The organism is Mucilaginibacter gossypii (genome assembly GCF_017569325.2).
In the GTDB taxonomy this organism is placed as follows: domain Bacteria; phylum Bacteroidota; class Bacteroidia; order Sphingobacteriales; family Sphingobacteriaceae; genus Mucilaginibacter; species Mucilaginibacter gossypii.
Genome location: NZ_CP071878.2, coordinates 4,613,784 through 4,638,997 on the forward strand (window position 1 = coordinate 4,613,784; position 25,214 = coordinate 4,638,997).

19 protein-coding genes are annotated in these 25,214 nt (G+C 43.3%); 2 read left to right on the forward strand and 17 right to left on the reverse strand.

Annotated features, from left to right (window positions below):
• Positions 1–374: 374 nt before the first annotated feature.
• From ftsZ to J3L18_RS19280, 13 genes are all read right to left on the reverse strand, one after another.
• Positions 375–1,982: a cell division protein FtsZ gene (gene ftsZ / locus J3L18_RS19220; protein ID WP_090529886.1), complete on the reverse strand. Its 1,608-nt coding sequence runs from the start codon at positions 1,980–1,982 to the stop codon at positions 375–377.
• Between the two features lie 130 nt (positions 1,983–2,112).
• A complete protein-coding gene (gene ftsA / locus J3L18_RS19225) occupies positions 2,113–3,456 on the reverse strand; it encodes a cell division protein FtsA (protein WP_090529889.1) in 1,344 nt (447 codons plus the stop codon).
• A 1-nt stretch (position 3,457) separates the two neighbouring features.
• Positions 3,458–4,321 (reverse strand): cell division protein FtsQ/DivIB, encoded by an 864-nt coding sequence (locus J3L18_RS19230; protein WP_176844556.1) that lies wholly within the window; start codon positions 4,319–4,321, stop codon positions 3,458–3,460.
• The gene (murC, locus tag J3L18_RS19235) at positions 4,314–5,672 is read right to left on the reverse strand and encodes a UDP-N-acetylmuramate--L-alanine ligase (protein WP_129570004.1); all 1,359 of its coding nucleotides are present in this window, start codon (positions 5,670–5,672) and stop codon (positions 4,314–4,316) included. The genes J3L18_RS19230 and murC overlap by 8 nt, the downstream gene beginning before the upstream one ends.
• Before the next feature lie 55 nt (positions 5,673–5,727).
• On the reverse strand, positions 5,728–6,870 hold the full coding sequence (murG, locus tag J3L18_RS19240) for an undecaprenyldiphospho-muramoylpentapeptide beta-N-acetylglucosaminyltransferase (protein WP_189549269.1): 1,143 nt from the start codon (positions 6,868–6,870) through the stop codon (positions 5,728–5,730).
• 78 nt (positions 6,871–6,948) lie between these two features.
• Entirely contained in the window at positions 6,949–8,133 is a 1,185-nt protein-coding gene (locus tag J3L18_RS19245) for an FtsW/RodA/SpoVE family cell cycle protein (protein ID WP_129570002.1), read from the reverse strand.
• Between the two features lie 103 nt (positions 8,134–8,236).
• Positions 8,237–9,631, reverse strand: coding sequence for a UDP-N-acetylmuramoyl-L-alanine--D-glutamate ligase (gene murD / locus J3L18_RS19250; RefSeq protein ID WP_129570001.1), 1,395 nt, complete (start codon positions 9,629–9,631; stop codon positions 8,237–8,239).
• A gap of 94 nt (positions 9,632–9,725) precedes the next feature.
• Positions 9,726–10,967, reverse strand: coding sequence for a phospho-N-acetylmuramoyl-pentapeptide-transferase (mraY, locus tag J3L18_RS19255; RefSeq protein WP_090531268.1), 1,242 nt, complete (start codon positions 10,965–10,967; stop codon positions 9,726–9,728).
• A 67-nt stretch (positions 10,968–11,034) separates the two neighbouring features.
• Positions 11,035–12,495: a UDP-N-acetylmuramoyl-L-alanyl-D-glutamate--2,6-diaminopimelate ligase gene (locus tag J3L18_RS19260; RefSeq protein ID WP_129570000.1), complete on the reverse strand. Its 1,461-nt coding sequence runs from the start codon at positions 12,493–12,495 to the stop codon at positions 11,035–11,037.
• A complete protein-coding gene (locus tag J3L18_RS19265) occupies positions 12,492–14,591 on the reverse strand; it encodes a PASTA domain-containing penicillin-binding protein (RefSeq protein ID WP_129569999.1) in 2,100 nt (699 codons plus the stop codon). Before J3L18_RS19265 ends, J3L18_RS19260 begins: the two co-directional genes overlap by 4 nt.
• Positions 14,581–14,988 carry an FtsL-like putative cell division protein gene (locus tag J3L18_RS19270; protein WP_091173863.1) on the reverse strand — a complete coding sequence of 136 codons (408 nt, stop codon included), beginning with the start codon at positions 14,986–14,988 and terminating at the stop codon, positions 14,581–14,583. The genes J3L18_RS19265 and J3L18_RS19270 overlap by 11 nt, the downstream gene beginning before the upstream one ends.
• Positions 14,985–15,887 carry a 16S rRNA (cytosine(1402)-N(4))-methyltransferase RsmH gene (gene rsmH, locus J3L18_RS19275; RefSeq protein ID WP_090529906.1) on the reverse strand — a complete coding sequence of 301 codons (903 nt, stop codon included), beginning with the start codon at positions 15,885–15,887 and terminating at the stop codon, positions 14,985–14,987. Before rsmH ends, J3L18_RS19270 begins: the two co-directional genes overlap by 4 nt.
• On the reverse strand, positions 15,884–16,345 hold the full coding sequence (locus J3L18_RS19280) for a division/cell wall cluster transcriptional repressor MraZ (protein WP_090529909.1): 462 nt from the start codon (positions 16,343–16,345) through the stop codon (positions 15,884–15,886). The genes rsmH and J3L18_RS19280 overlap by 4 nt, the downstream gene beginning before the upstream one ends.
• A gap of 316 nt (positions 16,346–16,661) precedes the next feature.
• Here J3L18_RS19280 and J3L18_RS19285 point away from each other — a divergent pair, with 316 nt between their 5' ends.
• On the forward strand, positions 16,662–17,261 hold the full coding sequence (locus J3L18_RS19285; protein WP_129569998.1) for a GNAT family N-acetyltransferase: 600 nt from the start codon (positions 16,662–16,664) through the stop codon (positions 17,259–17,261).
• Between the two features lie 71 nt (positions 17,262–17,332).
• Here the strand turns inward: J3L18_RS19285 and J3L18_RS19290 are convergent, their stop codons facing one another.
• The 4 genes from J3L18_RS19290 to J3L18_RS19305 all read right to left on the reverse strand — a co-directional run bounded on the left by J3L18_RS19290 (position 17,333) and on the right by J3L18_RS19305 (position 23,625).
• Entirely contained in the window at positions 17,333–18,625 is a 1,293-nt protein-coding gene (locus J3L18_RS19290) for a PepSY-associated TM helix domain-containing protein (RefSeq protein WP_129569997.1), read from the reverse strand.
• Positions 18,626–21,085, reverse strand: a complete 2,460-nt coding sequence (locus tag J3L18_RS19295; RefSeq protein WP_223266187.1) for a TonB-dependent receptor — start codon at positions 21,083–21,085, stop codon at positions 18,626–18,628.
• Positions 21,086–21,229: 144 nt separating this feature from the next.
• Positions 21,230–21,655 carry a hypothetical protein gene (locus J3L18_RS19300; protein ID WP_129569996.1) on the reverse strand — a complete coding sequence of 142 codons (426 nt, stop codon included), beginning with the start codon at positions 21,653–21,655 and terminating at the stop codon, positions 21,230–21,232.
• 98 nt (positions 21,656–21,753) lie between these two features.
• Complete coding sequence (locus J3L18_RS19305; RefSeq protein ID WP_129569995.1) at positions 21,754–23,625, reverse strand: CocE/NonD family hydrolase; 1,872 nt, start codon at positions 23,623–23,625, stop codon at positions 21,754–21,756.
• 358 nt (positions 23,626–23,983) lie between these two features.
• Here J3L18_RS19305 and J3L18_RS19310 point away from each other — a divergent pair, with 358 nt between their 5' ends.
• The gene (locus tag J3L18_RS19310) at positions 23,984–25,213 is read left to right on the forward strand and encodes an endo-beta-N-acetylglucosaminidase H (RefSeq protein ID WP_129569994.1); all 1,230 of its coding nucleotides are present in this window, start codon (positions 23,984–23,986) and stop codon (positions 25,211–25,213) included.
• The last annotated feature ends 1 nt before the right edge of the window (position 25,214 follow it).

Below are 25,214 nucleotides of genomic sequence, written 5' to 3' on the forward strand. Positions count from 1 at the left end.
AGAATAGCTTATAACCTACGGAAGAGAAACAAGAAACCAAGAGGGAAGAATCAAGAGAAGAAATATTCTTTGGCCTAAATATAAAACGGCTGTCATTTCGACGAAAAGAGTGATGGCCTGTGTGATCAGGTGAGGAGAAATCTTATACGCCCTGCAATTACTACATACAACGCGCCACTGCATAGCATACAAGATTTCTCTTTCGCCCCAACGCCCTCTGCCCCCCCTTGCTCTATCGAAATGACATTTTTTATTTACTATAATAACAAAAAGGGAGATCAACTTTCAGATTTAATTCTTTTGTTGACCTCCCATTCAATTATTGTGGTTTTTCTATTTTATCTTGTCTCTTGATTCTAAAAGTCCTGACTCTCTTAGTCCGCGTTTCCGTGAAGGTATGAATTGTTATTCCTTATCTCTACGTTACCTTCGCTATCCTGCATCAGGGAAAAACGTGAGATCTGGCTTTCGTCAGATGCAGGCGTATCCTGCAATGCTATCTCTTTACGTTTGTAAGCCGGTACATTTTCCAATTCCTGGATATTACCTGTACGCAGTTTCATGCTCAGGTCTTTCAGCCTCATAATACGCTCGCGCGATTTTTTTAACTGCTCTTCTATCGATTCGTTGGTTTTATTATCATCGGCGCCAACCGGTTGCGGTGCAGGAGTTGGCTCCGGCTCAGGCTCGGGCATACGTGGCTGTTCCCTTACAGGCTGCTCGTAGCTAACCGGTTCACTCATTTTAAAAGTAAACCCGGCAGTATCTGGCTCGTTATCAACCTCTGGCTCTTCATTCATTAGGCTATGCCTTACAACAGCAGGTTCTTCCTGGCGACTGCCGGCAAACATATCAAACAACCCAGCTTGCTTTGCATCTTCTTTAGGTGCTTTAGCATAAGGCTCGGCAGGAGCATCAACCTTAACTGGTTTAATAAACTCGTTAACCGGCCTTGCCTGCTGAGGCTCTTCAGGAACCAGCATTGAAACTATTTTCTTGTTGCTATTTTCCTTTTCGCGCTCATCTTTGGTTTGGAAACCGGTAGCAATGATAGTTACTGATAATTGCTCGCCCAGGTTTTCGTCGATACAGTTACCCCAGATGAGGTCGGCAGCTAAGCCGGCTTCTTCCTGGATATAATCAGTAATTACGCTGATCTCATCCATGGTAACCTCTTTAAGGCCCGAGCTGATGTTCAGCAAAATATATCTTGCGCCTTCAATTTCATTATCTTTCAACAACGGCGATGCCAACGCGCCTTCAACGGCTTTAAGAGCACGGTTTTCCCCATCGGCGCTAAAGCTGCCCATGATTGATACACCGCTATCCTTCATTACCGTGCGCACATCCTTAAAGTCCACGTTTATATAACCCGGCAAGGTAATGATCTCTGCAATGCCTTTAGCAGCCGTAGTCAATATATTATCAGCCTGTGCAAATGCAGAGCTCATGGTAAGGTTACCAAAGATCTGACGAAGCCTGTCGTTCGAAATAACGAGGAACGAATCGACATACTTGCGCAGTTCTTCCAAACCTGCATCGGCCTGCATTTTACGGCGTTTACCTTCAAAAGAGAAAGGTGTGGTTATGATACCCACCGTCAATATATCCATTTCGCGCGCAGCCTTGGCAATGATAGGGCTTGCGCCTGTACCTGTGCCACCGCCCATACCAGCTGTGATAAACAGCATTTTGGTATTAACGCCCAACATCTGTTTAATATCGTCGATATTTTCAATAGCCGAATTTTTACCAACTTCGGGTATTGAGCCTGCACCCATGCCCTCGGTTAAACTGGCACCCAATTGCACCTTGTTAGGTATAGGGCTCAGCTCCAATGCCTGGGCATCAGTGTTGCATATTATAAAATCAACACCGGTAATTCCTTGCCTGTACATATGGTTTACCGCGTTACCACCACCACCGCCAACACCAATTACCTTGATGATTGACGATTTTTCTTTTAACATTTCAAAATGCATAATCTTCGTTTTCAGCTATATGTAATTCAACCCAACATTAGATTTTACCATCGTAATAATAACACTTTTTCAACAAGGTTTATCCACATTTGTGAGCAATGTGAATAAGTTTAACCCTTGTGAATAAATATTATTTCAGAAAGTCCTCATCCTTAATGTCATCCTTAATAAATGTTATACTTTTTTTCAGCAGCCTGTCTAACAAACCACCTTCTTTACTTTTCGCATCGTATTTTGGCTTAGCCGTTTTCACTTCGGCAGGGATTGCTTCATTCATGTATTCCATTTTCTGGATACCTTTTATTAACAAACCAATACCAGTAGCAAAAGTTGGGCTTTGCAATTCTTCGTATGTACCTTTTGGCAGCACTTCGTTTTTGGCCAGATGCTCGGTAGGGTAACCTACGCGGCAATCTAAACCGGTTACAAACTCAACCAGTTGACGCAAGTGTTTCAACTGTGCACCGCCGCCTGTTATCACGATACCAGCAATCAGCTTTTTCTCGTAGCCTGATGATTTGATCTCGTAGTAAACATGCTCCACGATCTCTTCCATACGGGCTTGAATTACATAAGCCAGGTTTTTCACCGAAATTTCTTTTGGCTCACGGCCACGCAAACCTGGCACACATACAATCTCATTTTCCTTGTTCTCATCGGCCAGGGCAGATCCAAACCTTACTTTCAGTTGCTCGGCAATGTTGCGCATTACTGAACAGCCTTCGCGGATATCCTCAGTTACACTATTGCCGCCGAAAGGGATAACAGCTGTATGGCGAATGATACCTTCATGGAAAATAGCTACGTCGGTAGTACCGCCACCGATATCAACCAAAACCACGCCGGCTTCTTTTTCCTCTTCGCTCAAAACAGATTCTGAAGATGCCAGCGGCTCAAGGATCAGTTCCTGGCTCTCCAGGCTGGCCTTGTTAACACATTTTACGATGTTTTTGATGGCCGTAACCTGACCAGATATGATATGGAAGTTAGCCTCAAGCCGAACGCCAGCCATACCTATCGGATCTTTAATACCGGGCTCATTATCCACAGTAAACTCCTGCGGTAATACGTGGATGATCTCCTCGCCAGGAGGCATCACCAGGTTATACATATCTTCTATCAGCTTATCAATATCCTTACGACCGATCTCTGATTGCAGATCGCGACGGGTTATTAAACCACGGTGCTGTAAACTTTTAATGTGCTGACCGGCAATTCCCACGTTCACTACCCTGATTTCTACATTTGATTGCGAGCCCGCCACCTCCACCGCCTGATGAATGCCTTGTACTGTTTTATCTATATTTGAAACCACGCCGCGCGTCACACCCGCAGATTCGGCCTTGCCAATCCCTAAAACCTCAATCTTCCCGTTCTTGCTCCTGCGCCCAACAATGGCACATATCTTGGTAGTCCCGATATCCAATCCTACTACAATTGGCGAACTTTTTTCCTGAGTTGAGCTTTTGTCCATATTACAATTTAATTTGAGATGTATCCCTTTTCGTCCTAAGCGAATCCTGTTTGGCAGTTTTAGCTGCCTTAATTGAATCTGCTTTTATATTTTCATTTTTTATACCAATAACCTGGTTGGTATATTTTACATTGATCACTTTATAAGTATCCCAGCCCACCTTTGGCAGCACCTGCTTGTAAAAAGCCTGCAGGTTGTTCAACTTTACGTTAAGCGAATCCGCGTTGCCGATCAGGATCCTTTGGTTACCTACCCTCGGAATCAGCTCAATCTCACGCTCGTTGTTTACATACATCTGCGCTATCTGTGCATCCCAAAGCGAATCCTTACGGATATAATCAGCCGTTTTAAACAAATCTTTAGCCAGGCGCGTATGTAACGAATCAACCCGGTTGGTAAACAGCTCTTCGATAAAACCATTAGCTACCAATACCCTCGCGGTAAAGTTTGATGATAACGGAATCTTTAAGCCGTTTTGATCTACATAAAAATCCATATCATAATGGTTCATGATCCGCAATATCGGTTGGCGCTGGCTTACCTCAACCCTCAATACACCGTCCATTTCAGTATAAACTTTGGCAAACTCAATAAACGGGTTTGCTTTCAATTTATCCTCCAGTTCCTGGATATTGATATTTTCGATAGGCCTGCCTACCAATGAGTGACTGGTAACTTCAATAATATGATCAACCTCCTGCTTGTCAATAAAATATTGCCCGCCGGGGATGCTCACGTTTACCGCGGTACACTTTACACCCGCTTTTTTTGCTTCAATAAAACTCATGAGCACCACAAGGCCACCCAGGCTTATTACCCAGGCGCAACCAATCAACAGGCGCTTCCAAATGAGTTTTTTATTCATTACTTAATACTTGTTTTAATGGCTGCACCAGCGTGTCAATATCACCGGCACCTACCGTTAATAATAATTCGGGCTTTTCGGCAGCTACTGCGGCTACCGCGGCCTCTTTACTTAATATGCTCTTGTTTTGCAGTTGCATGCGGTTAAGCAGCATCTGCGAGTTAACACCTTCTATCGGCAATTCGCGCGCCGGATAAATTTCCAGTAATATCAGTTCATCAACCATGTCAAGCACTTCGGCAAAGCCATCGGCAAAATCGCGGGTGCGGGTAAATAAATGAGGCTGAAATATGGCCGTTAACTTCTTAGCCGGGTATAATCTTTTTATTGATGATATACAAGCCCTCAATTCTTCGGGATGATGCGCATAATCATCAATGTAGATATGCTCTGGCGCTTTAACTATGTATTCAAACCTGCGTTTAACCCCTCTGAAGGATGCCAATGCTGCTTTAATGTTTTCCGGTGATATATCCAGTTTCAGTACCGCTTCAATGGCAGCTACGGCGTTCTCCACATTATGAGTGCCTGCTATGCCCATTTTTATATCGGTGATATTTACCGCCGCGCTGTTATAATCAAAGTAAAAATCACCGTCAATTATCCTCACGTTTGAAGCGTGTGCATCGGCAGTTTCATCTTCAAAAGCGTAGGTGTAACCACCATCCAAAGGCAAACCATTTTTATGCACCAGTGTACCTCCCGGTTTTATCTGCGAAGCGAACAGCTTAAACGATTCGGTTAGATGCGCGTGATCACCATAGATATCCAAATGATCGGCATCCATTGAGGTAATGATAGCAACATCCGGATACAGGGTAAGGAACGAGCGATCATACTCATCGGCCTCAACCACCATTACGTTGTTTTTGCCATACAGCACATTGGTTTGGTAATTTGATGAAATACCACCCAAAAATGCAGAGCAATCATTACCCGATGCTTTAAGCAAGTGCGCTACCATGGTTGAGGTGGTAGTTTTGCCATGTGTACCGGCCACAGCAATAGTAAATGAACTCTTGCTGATCAAGCCTAAAACCTGCGAACGCTTGAACAACTCAAAGCCCTGATTTTTAAAATAGTTTAATATGTGCGAATCCTTTGGTACAGCAGGCGTATAAATAATAAGCGTATCGCTGCATGGTTTCTGGAAGCTCATGGGAATGTAATCCGCATGATCTTCAAAAACAACCTGGATCCCCTCATTGTGCAACTGGTTGGTTAAATCAGTCGACGTTTTATCATATCCGCAAACAATACAACCCAAATGATGGAAATAGCGTGCCAGGCCGCTCATACCGATGCCGCCTATGCCTATGAGATAAACTCTTTTTATGTCGTGCAGTTCCATTTTTAAATTTGTTTAAAAAAGGCCCTCCTCCCTTTAGAAGAGGAGGACCATCATTCTAATTGTTACTTATTATTTGGATAAGTTCCTTTGCTATAACTTCATCAGCATTTGGCATGGCCATTTTACCAATGTTATTGCTCAATTTCTTTTGCAGATCGCGGTCTTCCAATAATTCAAGCGCCCTGTCAACCAGTTTTGCTTCGGCATCACGGTCGGCCACAAAAACAGCTGCGTTTTCATGCACCAGGGCCAAAGCGTTTTTAGTTTGATGATCTTCGGCCACATTTGGCGAAGGCACCAGGATCACCGGCTTTTTGATGGCACACAGCTCGGCAATAGTGCCTGCACCCGCCCTTGATATGATAATATCAGCCGCGGCATAAGCCAAATCCATCCGGGTTAAAAATTCCCTGATCTGCAAATCGGGGTGATAATTTTCGCCCAGCTTTTCGATAATGCTTTTATAGTAAAACTTTCCGGTTTGCCATATCACCTGTACATCAGCAGCCAGCAGTTTATCAATACCGTTCATGATACTGTTGTTCAGCGTACGTGCCCCAAGGCTACCGCCGGTTATTAGTATCGTTTTTTTAAAGGCCGAAAGATGGTACAACTCCAAAGCCTGCATGTGCTTGCCGGCAATGTTTACCGCATCCTTACGGATAGGATTACCGGTTTTGATGATCTTATCGGCAGGAAAAAACTTCTCCATACCATCAAAGGCCACGCAGATTTTCTTGGCATGCTTGCCTAACCATTTATTGGTAATACCTGCATACGAGTTTTGTTCCTGTATGAGGTACGGTATCCCTTTTAACGATGCGGCATACAGCAATGGGCCTGAAGCATAGCCGCCAACACCTACTGCAGCGTCTGGCTTAAAATCTTTTATGATCTTGATAGCCTTCCGTACGCTATTGGCAAGTTTGATAGGGAACATCAGGTTTTTTACGATAGAACCACGCTGAATCCCCTGAATATCCAAACCGATGATCTTGTAACCCGCCGCCGGAACCTTATCCATTTCCATGCGGCCGTTAGCGCCCACAAACAGGATTTCGGTATTGGGATCAATATTTTTTAAAGCATTGGCAATAGAGATAGCCGGGAAGATGTGTCCTCCCGTTCCGCCACCGCTTATGATGATACGAACCCCCCCCACCCCCTGAAGGGGGTGCTTTTGAGTTGCGTCTTTCATATTGCTTTTATCTTTCATTTGTTAGTTACTCTTTTTCAGTCACCTCTATTCCTCCCCCTTTAGGGGGTCGGGGGGTGCCTATGCCGTCCTGATCTCTCCCACTATAATCTTATTAGGCCCGGCATTGTCCTCTTTAATAGTCTTATCTTTTTTAGGTTCTTCAATATCCTTACTTACCGATAGTATGATACCAAAGGCGATGCTTGTAAACAATATCGAAGTACCACCCATACTTACCAACGGTAGCGGCACGCCGGTTACCGGCCCTAAGCCTACAGCTACAGCCATATTGGCAAAAGCCTGTATGGTTAAACTAAAACTTAAACCACAGGCCAGTAATGCCCCAAAGGCTTTTGGCGCTTTAGTTATGATCTTGATACATCGATACAACAAGAATACATAGATCCCCACTACGATTATACCTCCTACCAAACCATACTCCTCAACTATAATGGCGTAGATCTCATCAGAGTATGACTCGGGCAGGTAATTCCTTTCGGTGCTGTTCCCGGGACCTTTGCCAAATAAACCACCTGTTGCGATGGCAATTTTTGCGTGATCGCTTTGGAAAGATTTATCGGCCTTTGCCAGTTCGGGGTGCATAAACACCTTCATACGGGATACGTAAGTATGCCTCCTCGGCCCTAAGAATATTACGCCCAGCAACAATATAAAACCTGCAGCACAGGTAATAGCTATTTGCCTGATACTGATCCGGCCGATGATCAACAACAATATGCTAACCCCAAACAGCATTAAAGCTGTTGAAAGGTTGGCTAATGCAATCAGGATAAATACCACACAAACCGAACCCATGATAGGCAAAAAGGATTCTTTAACATTCTTAATGTTTTCCTGCTTGCGCGATAATGTACGGGCCAGGTAAGTAATCAATGCCAGCTTGGCCAAATCCGAAGTCTGAAAGCTCAACCCTGTTCCCGGGATAGCTATCCAGCGGCTTGCGTTATTAATATGACTACCAAAAACCAATGTATACAGCAACAGCGGAATGGTAACGATCATCATTACCTTAGAGATACCGGCATAATAGCGGTAATCAAGCTTGTGCGAAAAATACATCAGCGCAATCCCACCTACTATCATGAACACGTGTTTCATCAGGATGATCTCGACCCCCTTACCCTGCTTAAATGCCAGCGTACCTACCGAGCTGTATACCGCCAACAAGGATATAACAGAAAGCAGTATGACTATAAGCCATATCCAGCGATCTCCTTTTGTATTGTTTAATATCCTATGCATTGCAACTTTATTTTCTTTATTTGCCCATAGCCCATAGTCAATAGACCTTGATTTAATTTTCATAATCTATGGACTATCGACCATCGACTATGGACTGTTTTACTTACAACTCTTTCACAGCGTCTTTAAACTGCCTGCCGCGGTCTTCGTAGTTTTTAAACAGATCGAAGCTTGCGCAGGCCGGTGATAATAGCACCGTATCGCCTTTAGTTGCCAGGTGATAAGCTACGGTTGCCGCTTCCTGGGCTGATGACGTGTTTACTATAATTTCAACCATATCATCAAAGGCTTCGTGAATACGTTTGTTATCCTTGCCTAAACACACAATAGCTTTTACCTTTTGCTTAACCAAATCATTAAGCATACTGTAATCATTTCCTTTGTCAACACCACCTAAAATCAACACTACATCGCTAGTCATACTTTCCAGGGCGTACCATGTTGAGTTAACATTGGTAGCTTTTGAATCGTTGATGAAGCGAATGCCCGATATATTGGCAACAAACTCCAGGCGGTGCTCAATGCTTTTAAAGTTGCCCATGCTCTCCCTCATCGTTTCGTTGCGTAACTCCAACACTTTTGCTACAATACCCGATGCCATGGAGTTGTAAATGTTGTGTTTGCCTTGCAGGGCCAGATCTTGAATTGACATTGTAAAATGTTCTTGTGTTGTGTTAATGACAATATTGTCGTTGTTATCCAGGTATGCGCCCGGTTCAAATTTTTGCTGTATGGAAAACGGCAACAGCTGTGCCCCGAACGTTCGCTCTTTCATTCCCTTTATTGTTTCCGGGTCATCGGCACAATAAATAAAATAATCTGCTGCAGTCTGGTTCTGCGTTATCCTGAATTTGGATGCCACATAATTTTCCAGTTTATAATCATACCTGTCCAAATGATCAGGTGTGATGTTTAGTAGTACCGCTATGTCAACTTTAAACCTGAACATATCGTCCAACATAAAACTGCTTAGCTCCAGCACATACCAGTCAAACTTTTCGGTAGCAACCTGGTAGGCAAAGCTTTTGCCGATGTTGCCCGCCAACCCAACATTCATTCCCGCATCTTTTAAAATGTGGTAGGTTAAGCTGGTGGTGGTCGTTTTACCGTTTGAACCTGTTATACCAATGATCTTTGCATCAGTGTACCTCCCGGCAAACTCAATCTCCGATATTACAGGTGTCCCATTTTCATGCAGTTTTTTAATGATCGGGGCCTTATCCGGAATACCGGGGCTTTTGATCACTTCTACCGCATTCAGGATCAGTTCATCTGTATGCTGTTTCTCTTCAAAAGGAATATTCCAATCTTCGAGTTGCTTTTTATAGTTATCGGCAATGCCGCCAAAATCCGACACAAAAACATCAAAGCCCCGCTGCTGCGCAAGAAATGCAGCACCAACACCGCTCTCACCCGCGCCCAACACCACAAGGCGAGTCCCGGCCCCCCCTTGAACAGGGTGCTTTTGATTGGTCTCTTTGTTATTGTTGTCGTTCATTTTTATTTTCTTTTGGGATTTCACCGATTGTTTGATGATTTCACCGACTCATTTTCTTTCTTGTCTCCTGACTCTTGACTTCTTGCTTCTTTTCTTAACGAAGTTTCAGCGTTATCACCGTCACTATCGCCAGTATGATACAGATGATCCAGAAGCGTGTGACAATCTTAGCTTCATGGAAACCCTTTTTCTGATAATGATGATGCAGGGGGGCCATTAAAAACACACGCCTACCTTCGCCAAATTTCTTTTTGGTGTATTTAAACCATGACACCTGGATAATCACCGAAAAATTCTCTACCAGGAAAATACCACACAGCAATGGCAGCATCAGTTCCTTACGGATCATGATGGCAAACACCGCTATGATACCACCTATAGCCAAACTACCAGTATCACCCATAAACACCTGTGCCGGGTACGAGTTGTACCATAAAAAGCCTACGCAAGCCCCGACAAAGGCACCGGCGAAAATTACCAGCTCACCCGAATTAGGAATGTACATGATGTTCAGGTAATCGGCAATAACCGTGTTACCCGATACATAGGCCAGTATAGCCAGCGTAATACCTATAATGGCAGATGTGCCCGTCGCCAGACCATCAATCCCGTCGGTAATATTGGCACCGTTTGATATGAACGTAATGATGATGATCACAAAAAACAGGAACACCACCAACGCATATTGCTCATAACCTTTACCCAAAAACTTCAGCACTTTGCCGTAATCAAACTCATTGTTTTTGTAGAATGGCATTGTTGTTTTGGTAGAGTGTACGTCCTGAGTGTAAACAGGAGTATTGCGCTTCATGTGAAACTCAACAGGAGCATCGTCTTTCACCGGAAGCACAACTTCCTGGCGGATGATGATATTACTGTTGAAATACATTGTCCAGCCAACAATAAGTGATAAACCCACCTGACCAATGATCTTAAACCTGCCCGCTAAGCCCTCTTTGTTCTTTTTAAATACTTTAATGTAATCATCCAGAAAACCGATAGCACCCAGCCAAACGGTAGTAATGATCATCAGGATCACATACACATTCTCCAGCTTGGCAAACAGCAGTGTTGGTATTAAAATACCCAGCAAAATAATGATACCACCCATAGTTGGCGTACCTGATTTTTGCATCTGGCCTTCCAAACCCAAATTCCTTACGGTTTCGCCCACCTGTTTAAAGCGTAGATAATCTATTAGCCGCCTGCCATAAACAGTAGTGATCAGCAATGAAGTAATTACAGCCATCGCCATCCTGAACGTGATGTATTGAAATACACCTACCCCGGGGATACTGTAATTTTTGCTTAAATAGTTAAACAGGTAATACAACATTGCTCTTCTCTTTTACTATATAGTATCTTCTTAATCTATCCAGCCACTTTTATAATTGGCCCTTCTTTTACACCAAATCTTTGAACCGGTTCTCCAGCTCTTCCATATCATCGAAGTGGTTTTTCACCCCGTTTATTTCCTGATATTTTTCGTGCCCTTTGCCCGCTACCAGGATAATATCACCGGGGTTAGCCAGCATACAGGCTGTTTTAATGGCCTCATGCCTGTCGATAATGCTTACTGTATGACGCTTAAATGCCGGGTCAACACCTTCTTCCATTTCCTTGATGATCTGCGCCGGATCTTCGGTACGCGGATTATCGGATGTCAGGATCACCTTATCGCTCCACTCACATGCAGTTTTGGCCATGATGGGGCGTTTAGTTTTGTCCCTGTCACCACCGCAGCCAATTACAGTGATCACCTTTTCATTACCCTTGCGGATATCATGAATGGTACTCAATACGTTTTGTACAGCATCAGGTGTATGAGCATAATCAACAATACCTACAACTTTATTTGGCGCTGTGATATATTCAAAGCGGCCTTCGGCACCTGTAAGTTTGCTCAGGCTTGTAAGCACTTTCGCTTTATCCTGCTCAAGCAGCATCGCGGTAGCGTAAACACCTAACAGGTTGTAAGCATTGAATGTGCCCACCATTTTAAACCATACTTCCTCGCCGTCAATTTGCAGTAATAAGCCACTGAACTGATTTTCGAGAATTCGGGCTTTATAATCGGCCATGGTTTTAAGGCCATAGCTTTTTTTATGTGCTGCTGTATTTTGCAGCATTACATTACCATTTTTATCATCGCTGTTGGTAAGTGCAAATGCATCTTTAGGTAAACCATCAAAAAATTCCTTTTTGGCATTCAAATACCTCAGGAAGGTTTTATGGTAATCCAAATGATCGTGCGTTAAGTTGGTAAACACACCACCCGCAAAAACCAAACTCTCGATACGTTTTTGCGAAATGGCATGTGAGCTTACTTCCATAAAGCAATAGTCACAACCGCTGTCTACCATTTCGGCAAGCAAACTGTTTAGCTCAACCGGATCAGGCGTGGTATGGGTTGATGGGATCACTTTACCATTGATCTGATTTTCGACAGTTGAAAGCAGGCCACATTTATATCCCAGATCGCGGAACAGTTGATATAACAATGTTGCGATAGTTGTTTTGCCATTAGTACCAGTTACCCCAACCAGTTTCAGTTTGGTTGATGGATTATCATAAAAGTTAGCAGCTACAATACCAAGTGCCACCGCCGAATCGGCCACCATCAAAAAGTCAACTTCGCCGGTAGTATGGGCAGGCAGGTCTTCGCAAACCACTGCTACAGCACCTTTTTTTATTGCCTGGTCAATATAATCGTGCCCGTCAACAACGGTGCCTTTTACAGCAACAAACATTGCTCCGGGTATCACTGCCCTCGAATCAAAAGCTATCGCCGTGATCTCCACATCAGCACTTCCCTGCAACTCAGTGAAGGCCAGTCCATCAATTACATCGCTTAAATACCTCATTGCAGTTCTATTAAAATTCGTGATCCTTTTGGTATTGCACTTCCTCCGGTAACCGATTGATTGGTCACTATACCGCTTCCGCGTACAGTAACCTTATAGCCGGCGTTACCCATTACATATAACGCATCGCTAAGCCCCATGCCTGTTACCGCAGGCACGGTGCCGTTTTTATATTTTACCTCTTCAAACGGGATACCATTGCTTGTATCAACAGTGCTGTTAGCCGAAGCATACAACGGTTTAACACCCAATTTTGAATAAACCTTTTTCAGGGCCTTCATATTTCCCTGTTTTACCTGCGGCATTACTGTATTGCCTACATAATGGGCCTGCGAGGTTTGGTTAATGTCCAGATCGTTAGCATAAACCCTGTCGGCCACCTCCCTGAATACCGGACCGGCAACCTTTGCAGCCAGGTAGTCACCCTGGGTTGGGTTATTGATGACCACAATCATCGAATATTTAGGATGATCGGCCGGAAAATAACCGCAAAAAGAGGCCTGGTATTTTTTATCCTTATAACCTTTTGTTCCGTTAGCCACCTGTGCTGTACCGGTTTTACCCGCCACACTGTAAAGCTTATTTTTAATAACGTTTTTACCGGTTCCGTTCATTACAACTCCTTCAAGCATTCCGCGTACTTTACCTAAAGTTGCTTCAGAACATACCTGCTCGGTAATTACCCTTGCCTGAAACTGCTCGATAGGGTTACCCAATCTTCTGATCTCGCGGACCAACAGTGGAGCTATCATTTTACCATTGTTGGCAACTGAATTATAATAAGCCAGCATTTGCAGCGGCGTAATATTCATTTCGTAACCGTAAGCCATCTCCGGTAAGCTGTAATTTTTGTTCCAACTGCGGTTTGACGGATTTTTAATTACCGGCCTGCCTTCACCCTGAATTTGCAAACCAAGCTTTTCGTTCAGGTGGTAGCTGTACAATTTATTAATGTACTCCCAAGGGTTATTGTGGTAAAACCTATCAACCAATTTCGCAGCCGCCACATTTGATGACTCTTCAAAAGCACGCTTTACCGACATTTCATAATTGTCATGCTCGGTATCAGTAATTGTCGGCCCTTTCGGGAATTTATATTTACCACCCTCAGCATTAACTATGGTGCTGGTATCAATCTTATGCTGATCGAGCATAGTCATGTACGATGCCAGTTTAAAGGTTGATCCCGGATCGATAGCGTTACTGATAGCATAGTTCATTTGCTCTTTGTAATCGCCGTCTTTAGTACGGGTGTAGTTAGCAATAGCCCTGATCTCGCCGGTAGATACCTCCATAAGCACAACGCAGCCATGATCAGCCGCACTTTTAACCAGTTGTTTTTTCAATGCATCCTGCGCCACATCCTGAAAGTTTACGTTGATGGTTGAAATAATATCAGCACCATCTTTGGGTGCAATTTCATCATCATCGTCAACAGGCATCCAGATACCACCCGGAATGCGCTGCATTAAACGCCTGCCGCTTTCGCCGTTTATATAAGCCGAATAAGCACCTTCCAAACCCACCGGGTTCTTTACGTTTTCGTTTTTATAACCGATAGTACGTGCAGCCAGTGATTGAAATGGCAGGATCCTCCTGTTTTTTTGAATAACAATTAACCCTCCTTTATATTTACCCATGTTAAACACAGGGAACTGCCGGATCTTTTTCAAGTCCTGGTAAGATACCTTACGCCTGATCAACACATAACGGGAGCTATCCCTGCGTGCTTCACGCAATACGCGTGAGTATTCTCTTGCCGACCTGTCACCAAACATACCCGATAGCTTTGCAGCCAACAGATCGATATTGTTGTTAAACGCCGTATCCGATGCAATACCACCGGCCAGCATATCCATATGCAACTCATATTCAGGCACCGAAGTTGCCAGCAAACTTCCATCTACAGAAAAAATATTACCCCTTGCCGCCTCAACAGTTTGATATTGTGCCGAAAGATCGGCAGCCATAGCCTTCCATTTATCGCCCTGAATATATTGCAGGCGGCAAAGCTGAACCACAACGGCAATAGCCAAAAGCAAAACAAGACCAAAGGCTAAATAAACCCTGGCCAGTATGTTAGTCCTAATTCCCATCTGCAACCTCCTTCACTGTTATTTTTCCCGGCGGATCTACGGATTGACTTAAGCCTAAAGTATCTGCACGCTTGGCCACCTCGGTAAGCGTACTTTTAAAAGCCATATCGGCCTTTGTCGATTTATAATCCCAGCCCAGTTCCTTAACCTCTTTGGTAAGCGCATCAATTTCACGCACCGATTTTTCGGCATAGTGCATATTTCCTATATACACCATCCCCAAAAAGGCTAAAAACAAAATAAAGGGCAAAGCATTGGTGGCCTTCTCGGTTGTAAGAAAGCCTTTGGTAAAAAGTTGCGTAAAAAAGTTATCAGGCAGCTCCCTCGCAGGCCTCTCCTCAATTACCTCTTCAACTTCTTCCTCCTCCTGAATTTCTGTACGTAAACGATTGGTCATTTTTTTACAGCTATTCTTAATTTAGCGCTCCGTGCCCTGTTATTATTGGTTATCTCATCTGCCGATGCTGTTATAGCTCCACGACTTACAGCATCAAGCGGTTTATTATCATTCCCATAAAGATCCTTCTCCACCTCGCCGCTGAACTTGCCTTTGGCTATGAAGTTTTTTACCAGCCTGTCTTCAAGCGAGTGGTATGACATTACTACCAGTCTGCCCCCAACGCCCAAAACCTCAGCCGACTGCATTAAAAAATCTTTTAATGCCTCTAACTCCTGGTTAACCTCTATCCTCAATGCCTGGAACACCTGTGCCAGGTATTTATTTTCTTTTCCTTTCGGAATGCGGTTACTGATCACATTTTTCAGATCAGCAATAGTAACTATCGGCATATTCAACCTTGCAGTAGCAATAGTTTCGGCCAATGATTTTGCATTTTGAATTTCTCCGTAAATGCCAAAAATCCGATGCAGGTCGGCAACCGAATAATTATTTATAACATCCTTCGCAGTCAGCTCGCCCAACTGGTTCATACGCATATCCAACTCGGCATCAAACCGGATGGAAAATCCGCGGTCGGCCTCATCAAACTGGTGCGATGACACACCCAAATCGGCCAGAATACCATTTACGGGAATAGCCCCATGTAAACGACAAAAGTTTTTGAGATACCTGAAATTCTGATCTACAAAAACAAAACGCTCATCATCAATAATATTCCGCTGCGCATCGGCATCCTGATCAAAAGCAATCAACCTGCCTTTTGGCCCCAAATGCTTCAAAATCTCGCGCGAATGCCCGCCACCTCCAAAAGTCACATCCACATAAGTACCGTCCGGATCAATATTCAGCCCATCAATACACTCCTTCAGCATTACCGGTACATGGTACTCACTCATTCCTGCTCCTTACTTTTATTACCCATCACCTTTTTTGCCAACGCACCAAAACTTTTTGGCTCATCATCCATCAGTTTACGGTGAGCTTCGGCATCCCAAACCTCTATTTTATTCAACTGGCAAGCCAGCACTACATCACCTTTTATACCCGCATATTCCAACAGGAATTTTGGCAACAATACCCTGCCGGCAGCATCAGGCATAAGCTCGGTGGCCCCACGGGTAAAATATCGTATAAAGGCTATATTATCCTCTTCATATTCATTAAGTTTGCTCAGTTCTTCAAGTCGTTTATCCCATTCCTTTTTAGTGTATATAACAAGGTATTTTTCAAACCCGCGATTGATCACCAGGCCTTCAGATTCCAGTTCAGGAAGCTTTTTTTTAAGGCCAGCCGGTATCATCATCCTAAATTTAGGATCAAGCTTACACTCAAATTCACCGGTTAGAAACGACATTGTATGACTTGGGCAATTTTGTAACGTAAAAGTAAATACTTTTACCACTTTCTACCACTTTCCCCCACTAAAAGTTTTCAACAATTTTTAGGTGGCTCTGTTTTAAATTTTTTAAAGATTATTCAAAACCCCATCACCAACAAAAACCGCTAATAAACAGACAGTTACAACACATCTCTGCTATAAATTCCGAACCACTAAAAAGTGGGAGAAAAAACGATTTATTGCCGAATCATCGCTTTGATAAACTACAATTGCTTAACCAATAGCAGGGTACTAATATTTTGTATATTAAGCCGTTGAACTTAACAAAAACATGTACACCTATAAATATAAAGACCTGGCTTTAGCGTTATACGAAGCCCTCATCTCCGACCCTTTTTACATAGAATTGTTGCGGGAGATCTCCGGCGGCGAGCCCGAAAAGCGGGAAATACTAATGAGATATATGGATTATTCCATGACAGAAGGCGAAAAGTACGGTCAATTAACCCTTGCCGGTGATCCACCCTACGGCGCAGCCATCTGGAGTCGCCCCTTAGAACCAGCTATAGATAACGAAAAGAGCTTAACAAAGAAAGATTTTATAAAAACATACATGGGCGAACCGGCACTAAAAGCCTATTCAACTATAGTTTCTTTCATGAGCGAGCAACTTGACACGTTGCTGCAGGACGCCTGGTATCTATCAATTGCAGGCATCAAACCAACTCGCCAGGGGCAAGGATTGGGGGCTAATCTTCTGATGAAAGTACTTAACGAAACAGATAAAAACGGGATATCAACCTATCTTGAAACGTTCACTCCGCGCAACATCAGGTTTTATGAACGGATGGGATATAAAATAACAAAGGAAGTAAGCGAGCCGGTTACAGGCCGCCCTTACTGGATCATGGTCAGGGAACCTTTAAGGTAAGTAAGACATAAAAGTCTCATCAGGGGGCCTCAACGAGAGGCCCTGATGAGAAAAAGATAATCTTTTTCATTTTAGACAGCCTCTGCCGGAACAACCGCATTACCTCTGCCACGAACCGGTTTCTTGTTCTTTTTACCGGTGCGGTTAAGCCACATCATTACCCCTGTTACCGGGAATATGAGCGAAACCAACGTAATAAGAAAAGCTAAAACCTGGGTAGGCCAGCCATAAATGGAACCGGTATGGATTGGTTTAATTACCCCCCTGATACGCTGGCCAAGGCTTTTATCAGCATATAAAGCAGAGCCGGCAAGCTTGCCGCTGTATTGATCTATATAATAAGTATCGGTAGCCAATTCGACAGAACCTTTTTTGAGCACATTAAAAGTATAAACCGCTGCTGTATCGCGCGGATAACGGATGGTATAATTTTCGACATCGGTTATTTTATCACCCAATGCGACAACAGCCGCGTCAGGTGAAATGGCGGTAACGCCGGGTTGATGAACGGAAAGCGGAGCTTTGATATCCTCTTTGGCAACAACTTTTGAACCTGTAAGGAAAAACAAGGTACTATTTGCCCATTTAAATGTCATTACCAAACCCGAGGCAGAAATGATGATCAAAAATATAGAAGTATAAAAACCGGTAACGATGTGCAGGTCGTGCGTGAGGCGCTTGCCGCTGCCGCTCCATTTTATTTTAAGGCGCTGCTTCATGATGCCCTTGGTTTTAGGCCACCAGAGTACCACACCTGTAATCAGTATTATCAGGAAAAGCAGGGTTGAAATACTGATCACCCAATCGCCTATACTATTCTTCCCGCCTAACAAAAAACGGTGAAACATTTCTACCGAGTACAGGAACGTTTGCCTGCGGTTAAACTGGTCGACCAATTGCCCGGTATAAGGATTCACAAAAGCTGTAAGATTCGAGCGCTCAGCATCTTTTGCTTTGGCCCCTTTTTTTTCATGGTTTGCTGTATGCTTTTGTGCTTTTGGGGTGCCGGCAGGTTTCCGATCTTTTTTTTCGGGCACAATAAGCCCAACCTCTACCGCACGCGCAGGATCATCATAAACCATAACCATTGCCAGCTTTGATTTAGGGATCTGTTTTAATACCCCTGCTGTCAACTCAGATATTGGCAGCCTTTTTTCAAGTGGTTTTACGAAGTACCGCTGAGGATGAAGCGCTTGCTGAATTTCTTTTTCAAAAACCAGCATTGTACCTGTTAAGCATGAACAGAAAATAATCACCCCGGCTGCCAGGCTTAAATAAAGGTGTATGGTGCGGAAAAATACTTTCATCAGTTTGTTATAAGCATAAAAACCGGGCATGTTGCCATGCCCGGTTAGTTTAATCAATTAAAATTTATAACTCAATGTGGTCAGGAACTGCCTTGGCGGTATAGGGTTAATGCTATAGTTTTCGTGCACATTGTAATTAAGCACGTTGCCAATATTAGAGATCTTACCAATGATGGAAATCTTTTTATAAGTATAACCCACCGAAGCATCAACCGTTGTAAAGCCTGGCACATTAACCAACCTTGATATAGTTTGGGTTTGACCAACTGTATTGGCATTACCCGCAACACGATCGCCCAGGTAATAAACCGATGCGCCTACTTTAAACCCTTTTAAATCGCCGTTGTAAAAAGTGTAAAATACGCTTGTGTTAGCTGTATGCTTTGGTGTGTTCAATAATGGCTGCCCTGCTATATTGCTGCCAATTGCAGTTCCTGTTTTAGTGTATTTGGCGTTGGTATAGCTGTAGCCTGCCAATACATCCAATCCTTTTACCGGGTGACCGGCAATATCAAGTTCCACACCATCGCTTCTTGTTTCGCCGCCCAGCACTTTGATATTGGTATTGATGTTTGGCGTAACACCGTCGGCCTGAAATGGTGCTGTTTGGGCCAGGTTATTATTTTTAATGCGATAAGCGGTTACGTTTACCGACAGGTTACCGTTCAGGAAATCATTTTTAACACCGACTTCATACTGGTCAACAATAGAAGGATCAAGCGGGCTGCCGTTAATATCGGACCCCGTATTCGTGATGAAAGAATTGGAATAGCTTGCAAACAAGGCAGTATTGGCTATTGGCTTATAAACTACACCCACACGAGGTGAAAACGCTTTATCTTCTTTCCCGGCTGCCTGGGTTGCGGTAGCAAGTGTATTATAATTGCTAACCGATGTTGGTGATACATATTGATATGACCAGCGGATCCCGGCAAGTACTTTAACTTTTTCAGACAAACTAATAAGGTCATTAGCATAAGCGCCAAATCGATTGGTAGGCGTCAAGATGCTATAAAACGGGGTCATCTGCGGTTTATCAGTACGGAGCGTGTATTTATCCAGGTCGAAAATATTGATCTTATCATAAATAGCATTTTGCGCGGCGCCGTTTTGGTCAAGATAGCTTGATACTTTATTTACGGTAGCAACGTAGGTATAGGCATTATTACGATACCAATCTGCATCAACGCCGGCCAAAATATTATGCTTAATGACGCCGGTATTAAATTGGCCTGTAATATTAAATTGCCCTGTGTAATAATCTTCAAGCGTCCTGGCTCTGTTCAGGGTACGGCCCCAGTCGCCATTGGCATCTGGTAATACACGCTCGGTAGTTTGGTATGAGCGGTTAAAATGTTGGTATGAAAAACCGCCGCTTAACTTCCAAAGGCTATTGAGCTGATGATTGATAGTTGCTGTGGCTGTAGTTTGTTTGGTATTACCTGTTGACCATGACGCGCCCAAATACCGGTTACGAGGAACGTTGGCAATAACGTTGTTGATTTGCCCGGTTCCGAAATCGGGGGTAAAATCATAGTTAAGATAATCACCTTCAACAATTAAGGTTGTTTTATCACTTATTTTATATAGGAACGACGGGTTAATATACTCCCTTTCTGATTTTACATTATCGCGGTAACTTTTAGCATTTTCATAGGTACCATTTACGCGATAAGCTAATTTGGAAGATATAGGGCCGTAAACATCAAACGACGGGCGGTAAAGATCATAGCTGCCATAGGTCATTGATACCTGGCCACCCTGCGTAAATAAAGGTTTTTTAGTTACCATATTTAGGATGCCTCCGGGCGCAACGTTTCCGTATAACAACGCGGCACTGCCTTTCAATATTTCAACACGTTCCAGTGAACTGATCTCCGGCACAACGCCCGAGTTAACCCTGAATCCGTTTTTAAAAATGTTATTGCTTCCAAAATTATAACCACGGGCGCCAAATGTTTCCTGGGTATTGCCACGGCCGCTATAAAGGTACACGCCGTTCACATTTTTGATAACATCACTTAAACGTAATGATTGTTGCTGATCAAGCACATCGCGGCCTATTACAGTAACGCTTTGTGGCAGGTCCATTGGCGATACGTTCATTTTGCCGATGGTTAACTTTTTACGGTTGATGGTTTTAGTTGATGAAACTACAACCTCATCTAACTGGGCCGAGCTTTCGTTAAGCTTAAAGGATACAACCGTTGTTTTATTTGCGGAAACTGTCACGGTTTGCTCTTCGGTTTTTGTACCAACGTATGAAGTAACCAGGATGTAGGTACCCGGTTTAACATTATGAAAGGCAAATGATCCGTTATCGGTAGTGGTAGTACTTTTGTTTAACCCTTTAATGGCAACATTTACAAAAGACGCCGGTTTATCGTCGCTGGTTTTAACAACACCGGTTATTTTACCATTATTGCCTTCATCATCAGCTTTAAGGATTAATGTATTTGCAAACAGGAATAATATAAAAAAAGGGACTGTGCGCAGGTAATTGTAAAGGTTATTCATTATTTTATTTAGATTAAGTCTAATTAAGCGCAAAAATATAAAAAACTTTTTATCTGCAAGCTTTATTTATAATTAGTTTAAATAAGCGCAAGCGTAAAGGCCGCAATTTCCACTTGCAGTCTTTTATCGTAGGAAAAAAATGTACTAATTAAACACTATAGTAGCCGGACCGGATACTTTAGCTATATGGCAATTACATCCGCCCGAAATTTTAAACAGTGCGGTTTGGGTGGCACCTGTTTGGATGTTGGTTACAGTAAGCTCCACGTCATCGCCTTCGGTCGAGAACTCATTTTTATTATTATCTGTAGCGATGGTGTACAAATGCGGGCCTACAGTTGTTGAAGGAGGGCCCGGGTTTCCTTTAGCTATTATGGTTTGTTTGGTACGTAAGTTTACAACCTTTACATCTTTTCCAAATGCCATTTGACCATCCTTATCAACAAAATTCACATATAGCGATGCGAAATTCAGCGTGCAGGCCTGGCTTGGACAGCCGGTTTGCTGATTATGTTTTTTACAACCCAATAATACTGAAGCTATCATAAAAAGGATGATGTATTTATACATGGTTATAGGTTTAATTACTAACCGTTACGACATCATGGTATAAAATGCGACAGCCCCATGTAAATACATGAGGCTGCCGTGCTTAGATTGCATGTATTTTATTCAACAACCCTAACCTTTAAATAACTTGGATTAGCTTTTGAGGTATAAACCTTATGTGTGGCTTTTTTAAAGTCGGTATCTTTAGCTTTCATGATATCCTGAAACTGCTGTGTATTTCTGTCGATAAGCGGGAACCATGTGCTTTGTACCTGAACCATCATACGGTGCCCTTTTTTGAAGGTGTGCAGCACATCCTGCAGTTCAAAATTAACCGGGGTTACTTTACCAGGCACAAAAGGCTCTGGCTTATCAAAACCATTACGAAATTTACCCCGCATAGCCTCGCTGCGTATCATTTGCTGATAACCGCTCAGGTATACGTCTTTACCTGCCCATTTGGTGTTTTTGGTAGAATCAGGATAAACATCAATCACTTTAACCACCCAATCGGCATCGGTGCCGGTAGTTGATACTTTAAGATTGGCCCAGATATTACCGGCAATAGTTACATCATTATCTAGAATATCAGTTTCATAAGCAAGCACGTCCGGGCGTTGCGATGCAAAACGCTGATCGGCGGTCATGTATTCGCGTTTCATGTCCATATCAATGCTGTTGATAAACGGCACCGGCTTATTCGGGTCAGATATAAATTCGTCATGGCTATCGGCTACGCCTGTTGGAGCGGTAAATGATAGTTTTCCGCCCGGTAGCAGGTACAGGTTATTTTCTGCCGATTCTTTCGGAGGCCAGGTATTATAGGTTTTCCACTCGTTAACACCGGTTTCGAAGGTAGATACCGGCTTCAGGTCGAAATCAGCAGTACCCTTTAAATAATGACTAAAAAACGCAAACTCAATTTTTTCGCGATAAAACGGGCCTGTAGAACCGCCGAAGCCAACATCACCTAAATGATCTCCTTCACCACGTGCCCAACCGCCGTGTACCCATGGCCCCATGGCAAAGTAAACCGGGGTTTTAGGGTTTTCTTTTACCAGGGTTTTATAGGTATTGATAGCTCCGTATAAATCTTCGGCATCGTACCAGCCACCGGTTACCAGTACCGCTGTTTTTATATCATGCAGATGATAAAGCACATTACGATCCTTCCAATGCTGGTCATAATTAGGGTGATCAAGCATTTCGTTCCACAGACGAATGGTATCTTTATAATATTTAGTGTTTGAATTTTTTACCGATCCCATCTTCAGGAAAAAGTCATATCCATCTTCGGTGCCTGCATCAAAACCTTTGCCGCGGCGTTGGGTTGGTTTATCGTCCTGCCTGTTGGTAAAGCCCGGATAAAAACCAAAGTTTGCTACCAGCATAAAGGCACCGTTATGAAATGCGTCATCGCGATACAGGTCGGCAATTGGAGCCTGCGGCGATGCGGCTACCAGGGCCGGGTGACGGCTTAACAAGGCTGTTGTGGTATAAAAGCCCGGATAGGAAATGCCCCATACCCCAACCTTGCCATTGTTATTGGGGATGTTTTTCAGTAACCAGTCGATAGTATCGTAAGTATCCGTGCCCTCGTCAACATCCTTATTGGTTTTATGATCTTCTTTTTCGGGAGTCATTTCTTCGTAAATGCCTTCACTCATCCAACGTCCTCGTACATCCTGGTAAACAAAGATGTAACCATCATGCGTAAATAACGACGATGGGCCAAGGCTGCCTTTATACAGTTCGGTACCGTACGGCGCCACACTGTACGGGGTCCGGTCCATCATGAAAGGATATTTTTTAGATTGATCCTTTGGCACATATACCGAGGTGAACAGCTTTTTACCATCCCGCATCGGGATCTGGTATTCATATTTTTGATAATTGGCTTTGATGTACTCAGCATCGGGCGCTTTGGGTTGTGCGTAAAGACCTGATGCCGAAAGCAAAAGGCAGAGAACGAAAAGTAAATTTTTCTTCATAAATTTTTTGTCAGTCAATCAAATGTAACCGAATAAAATAAAAAGGGCAACTAACGATATGGCTATTTACAAAAAGCCTCTTTTTTGTTACAGAAAAAAGGTTTTCACTATAATTAAAATCAAGCACAATAAGCACCTTTATTAAAACCTGTAGGCAATTATACCCGTTTAATGGTCTATTACTTTGAGCCAAATAATACCCGAGCGAGAACCTAAGCGCCCGGCAACCTAAAATATTTAAACAGTTTTTTTAAGAGATAGTGACTATCCCCTGGCTATGCCATGGGCCGGCTTTTCTCAAACCAGTTATGCTAAAACAATTTATCTTTTTATAAACAATTTAACAAACACACCAATTATGAGAACAAACCTTAATCTGCCACTTACAAAAACACTAACCGCCTTATTCGGCGCAGTTGTACTCCTCACATCCGCCTGTAAAAAAGAAAAAGCTGCACTGCCTACTGATACCGGCAACACCCCGTCAAAGTTAAGCACCAAAGCCATAGGCGTGGCCGGGCCTAAGGGTGTTTGCTATGTGGAGGTAAATAATAATGATATCCGCAATGTGGGTAACTACACCCTCTCAACCGGGGAGCAGCTTTTTGATATTGCTATTATATTTGCGGCCAACATCAACTATGACACCGGCACGCAAAAAGCAGTATTGTACTTTAACCCGCAGGTAACCAACGTACTCAACAATAAAGCTACTTACATTCAAAGCCTGCAGGCTAAAGGTATTAAGGTATTGTTATCTATTTTGGGCAATCACCAGGGCGCGGGGATCTCTAATTTTCCTTCTCAGGCTGCCGCAAATGATTTTGCTCAGCAATTAAGCAACGCCGTTACCACTTACGGACTGGATGGTATTGACTTTGACGATGAATATGCCGATTATGGCACCAATGGTACCGGCCAGCCAAATGACAGCTCATTTGTTTACCTCGTTACTGCCCTGCGTAACCTGATGCCTACCAAAATAATTTCATTTTACTTTTATGGCCCGGCAGCGTCACGGCTGAGTTACAATGGAGTAACTGTAGGCTCAAAAGTTAACTATAGCTGGAACGCTATTTATGGCACTTATTCTGTTCCAAACGTTCCGGGACTCACCGCCGCCAACCTTGGCCCGGCCGCTATTGATATTCAAAGCACCAGTTCATCAACCGCTGCGTCGCTGGCAACCCAAACCGTAAATAATAATTATGGTATTTATCTGTATTACAATTTGCCTAATAGCGACGTTCATACTTACCTTTCGAGTGTATCAAACGCGTTATACGGCAAATCTACAGTATATACGGGAACCAGTACTACGGGGGTAACTTTTTACCAGGACATCAATTACGGAGGCACAGTTACCAGCGCCATACCTAAGGGCACTTATACCCTGGCACAACTGCAGGCTTATGGCTTTGTAGATAACTGGGCTTCATCGGTAAAAATCCCAACCGGCTGGACAGTGACCATGTATGCAAACGATAACTCTACGGGCACATCATGGACACGGACATCGAACACATCTAATTTTACCACCCTATCACCAAATGCAAACGACGTGGTGACTTCGGTTAAAATTCAATAAA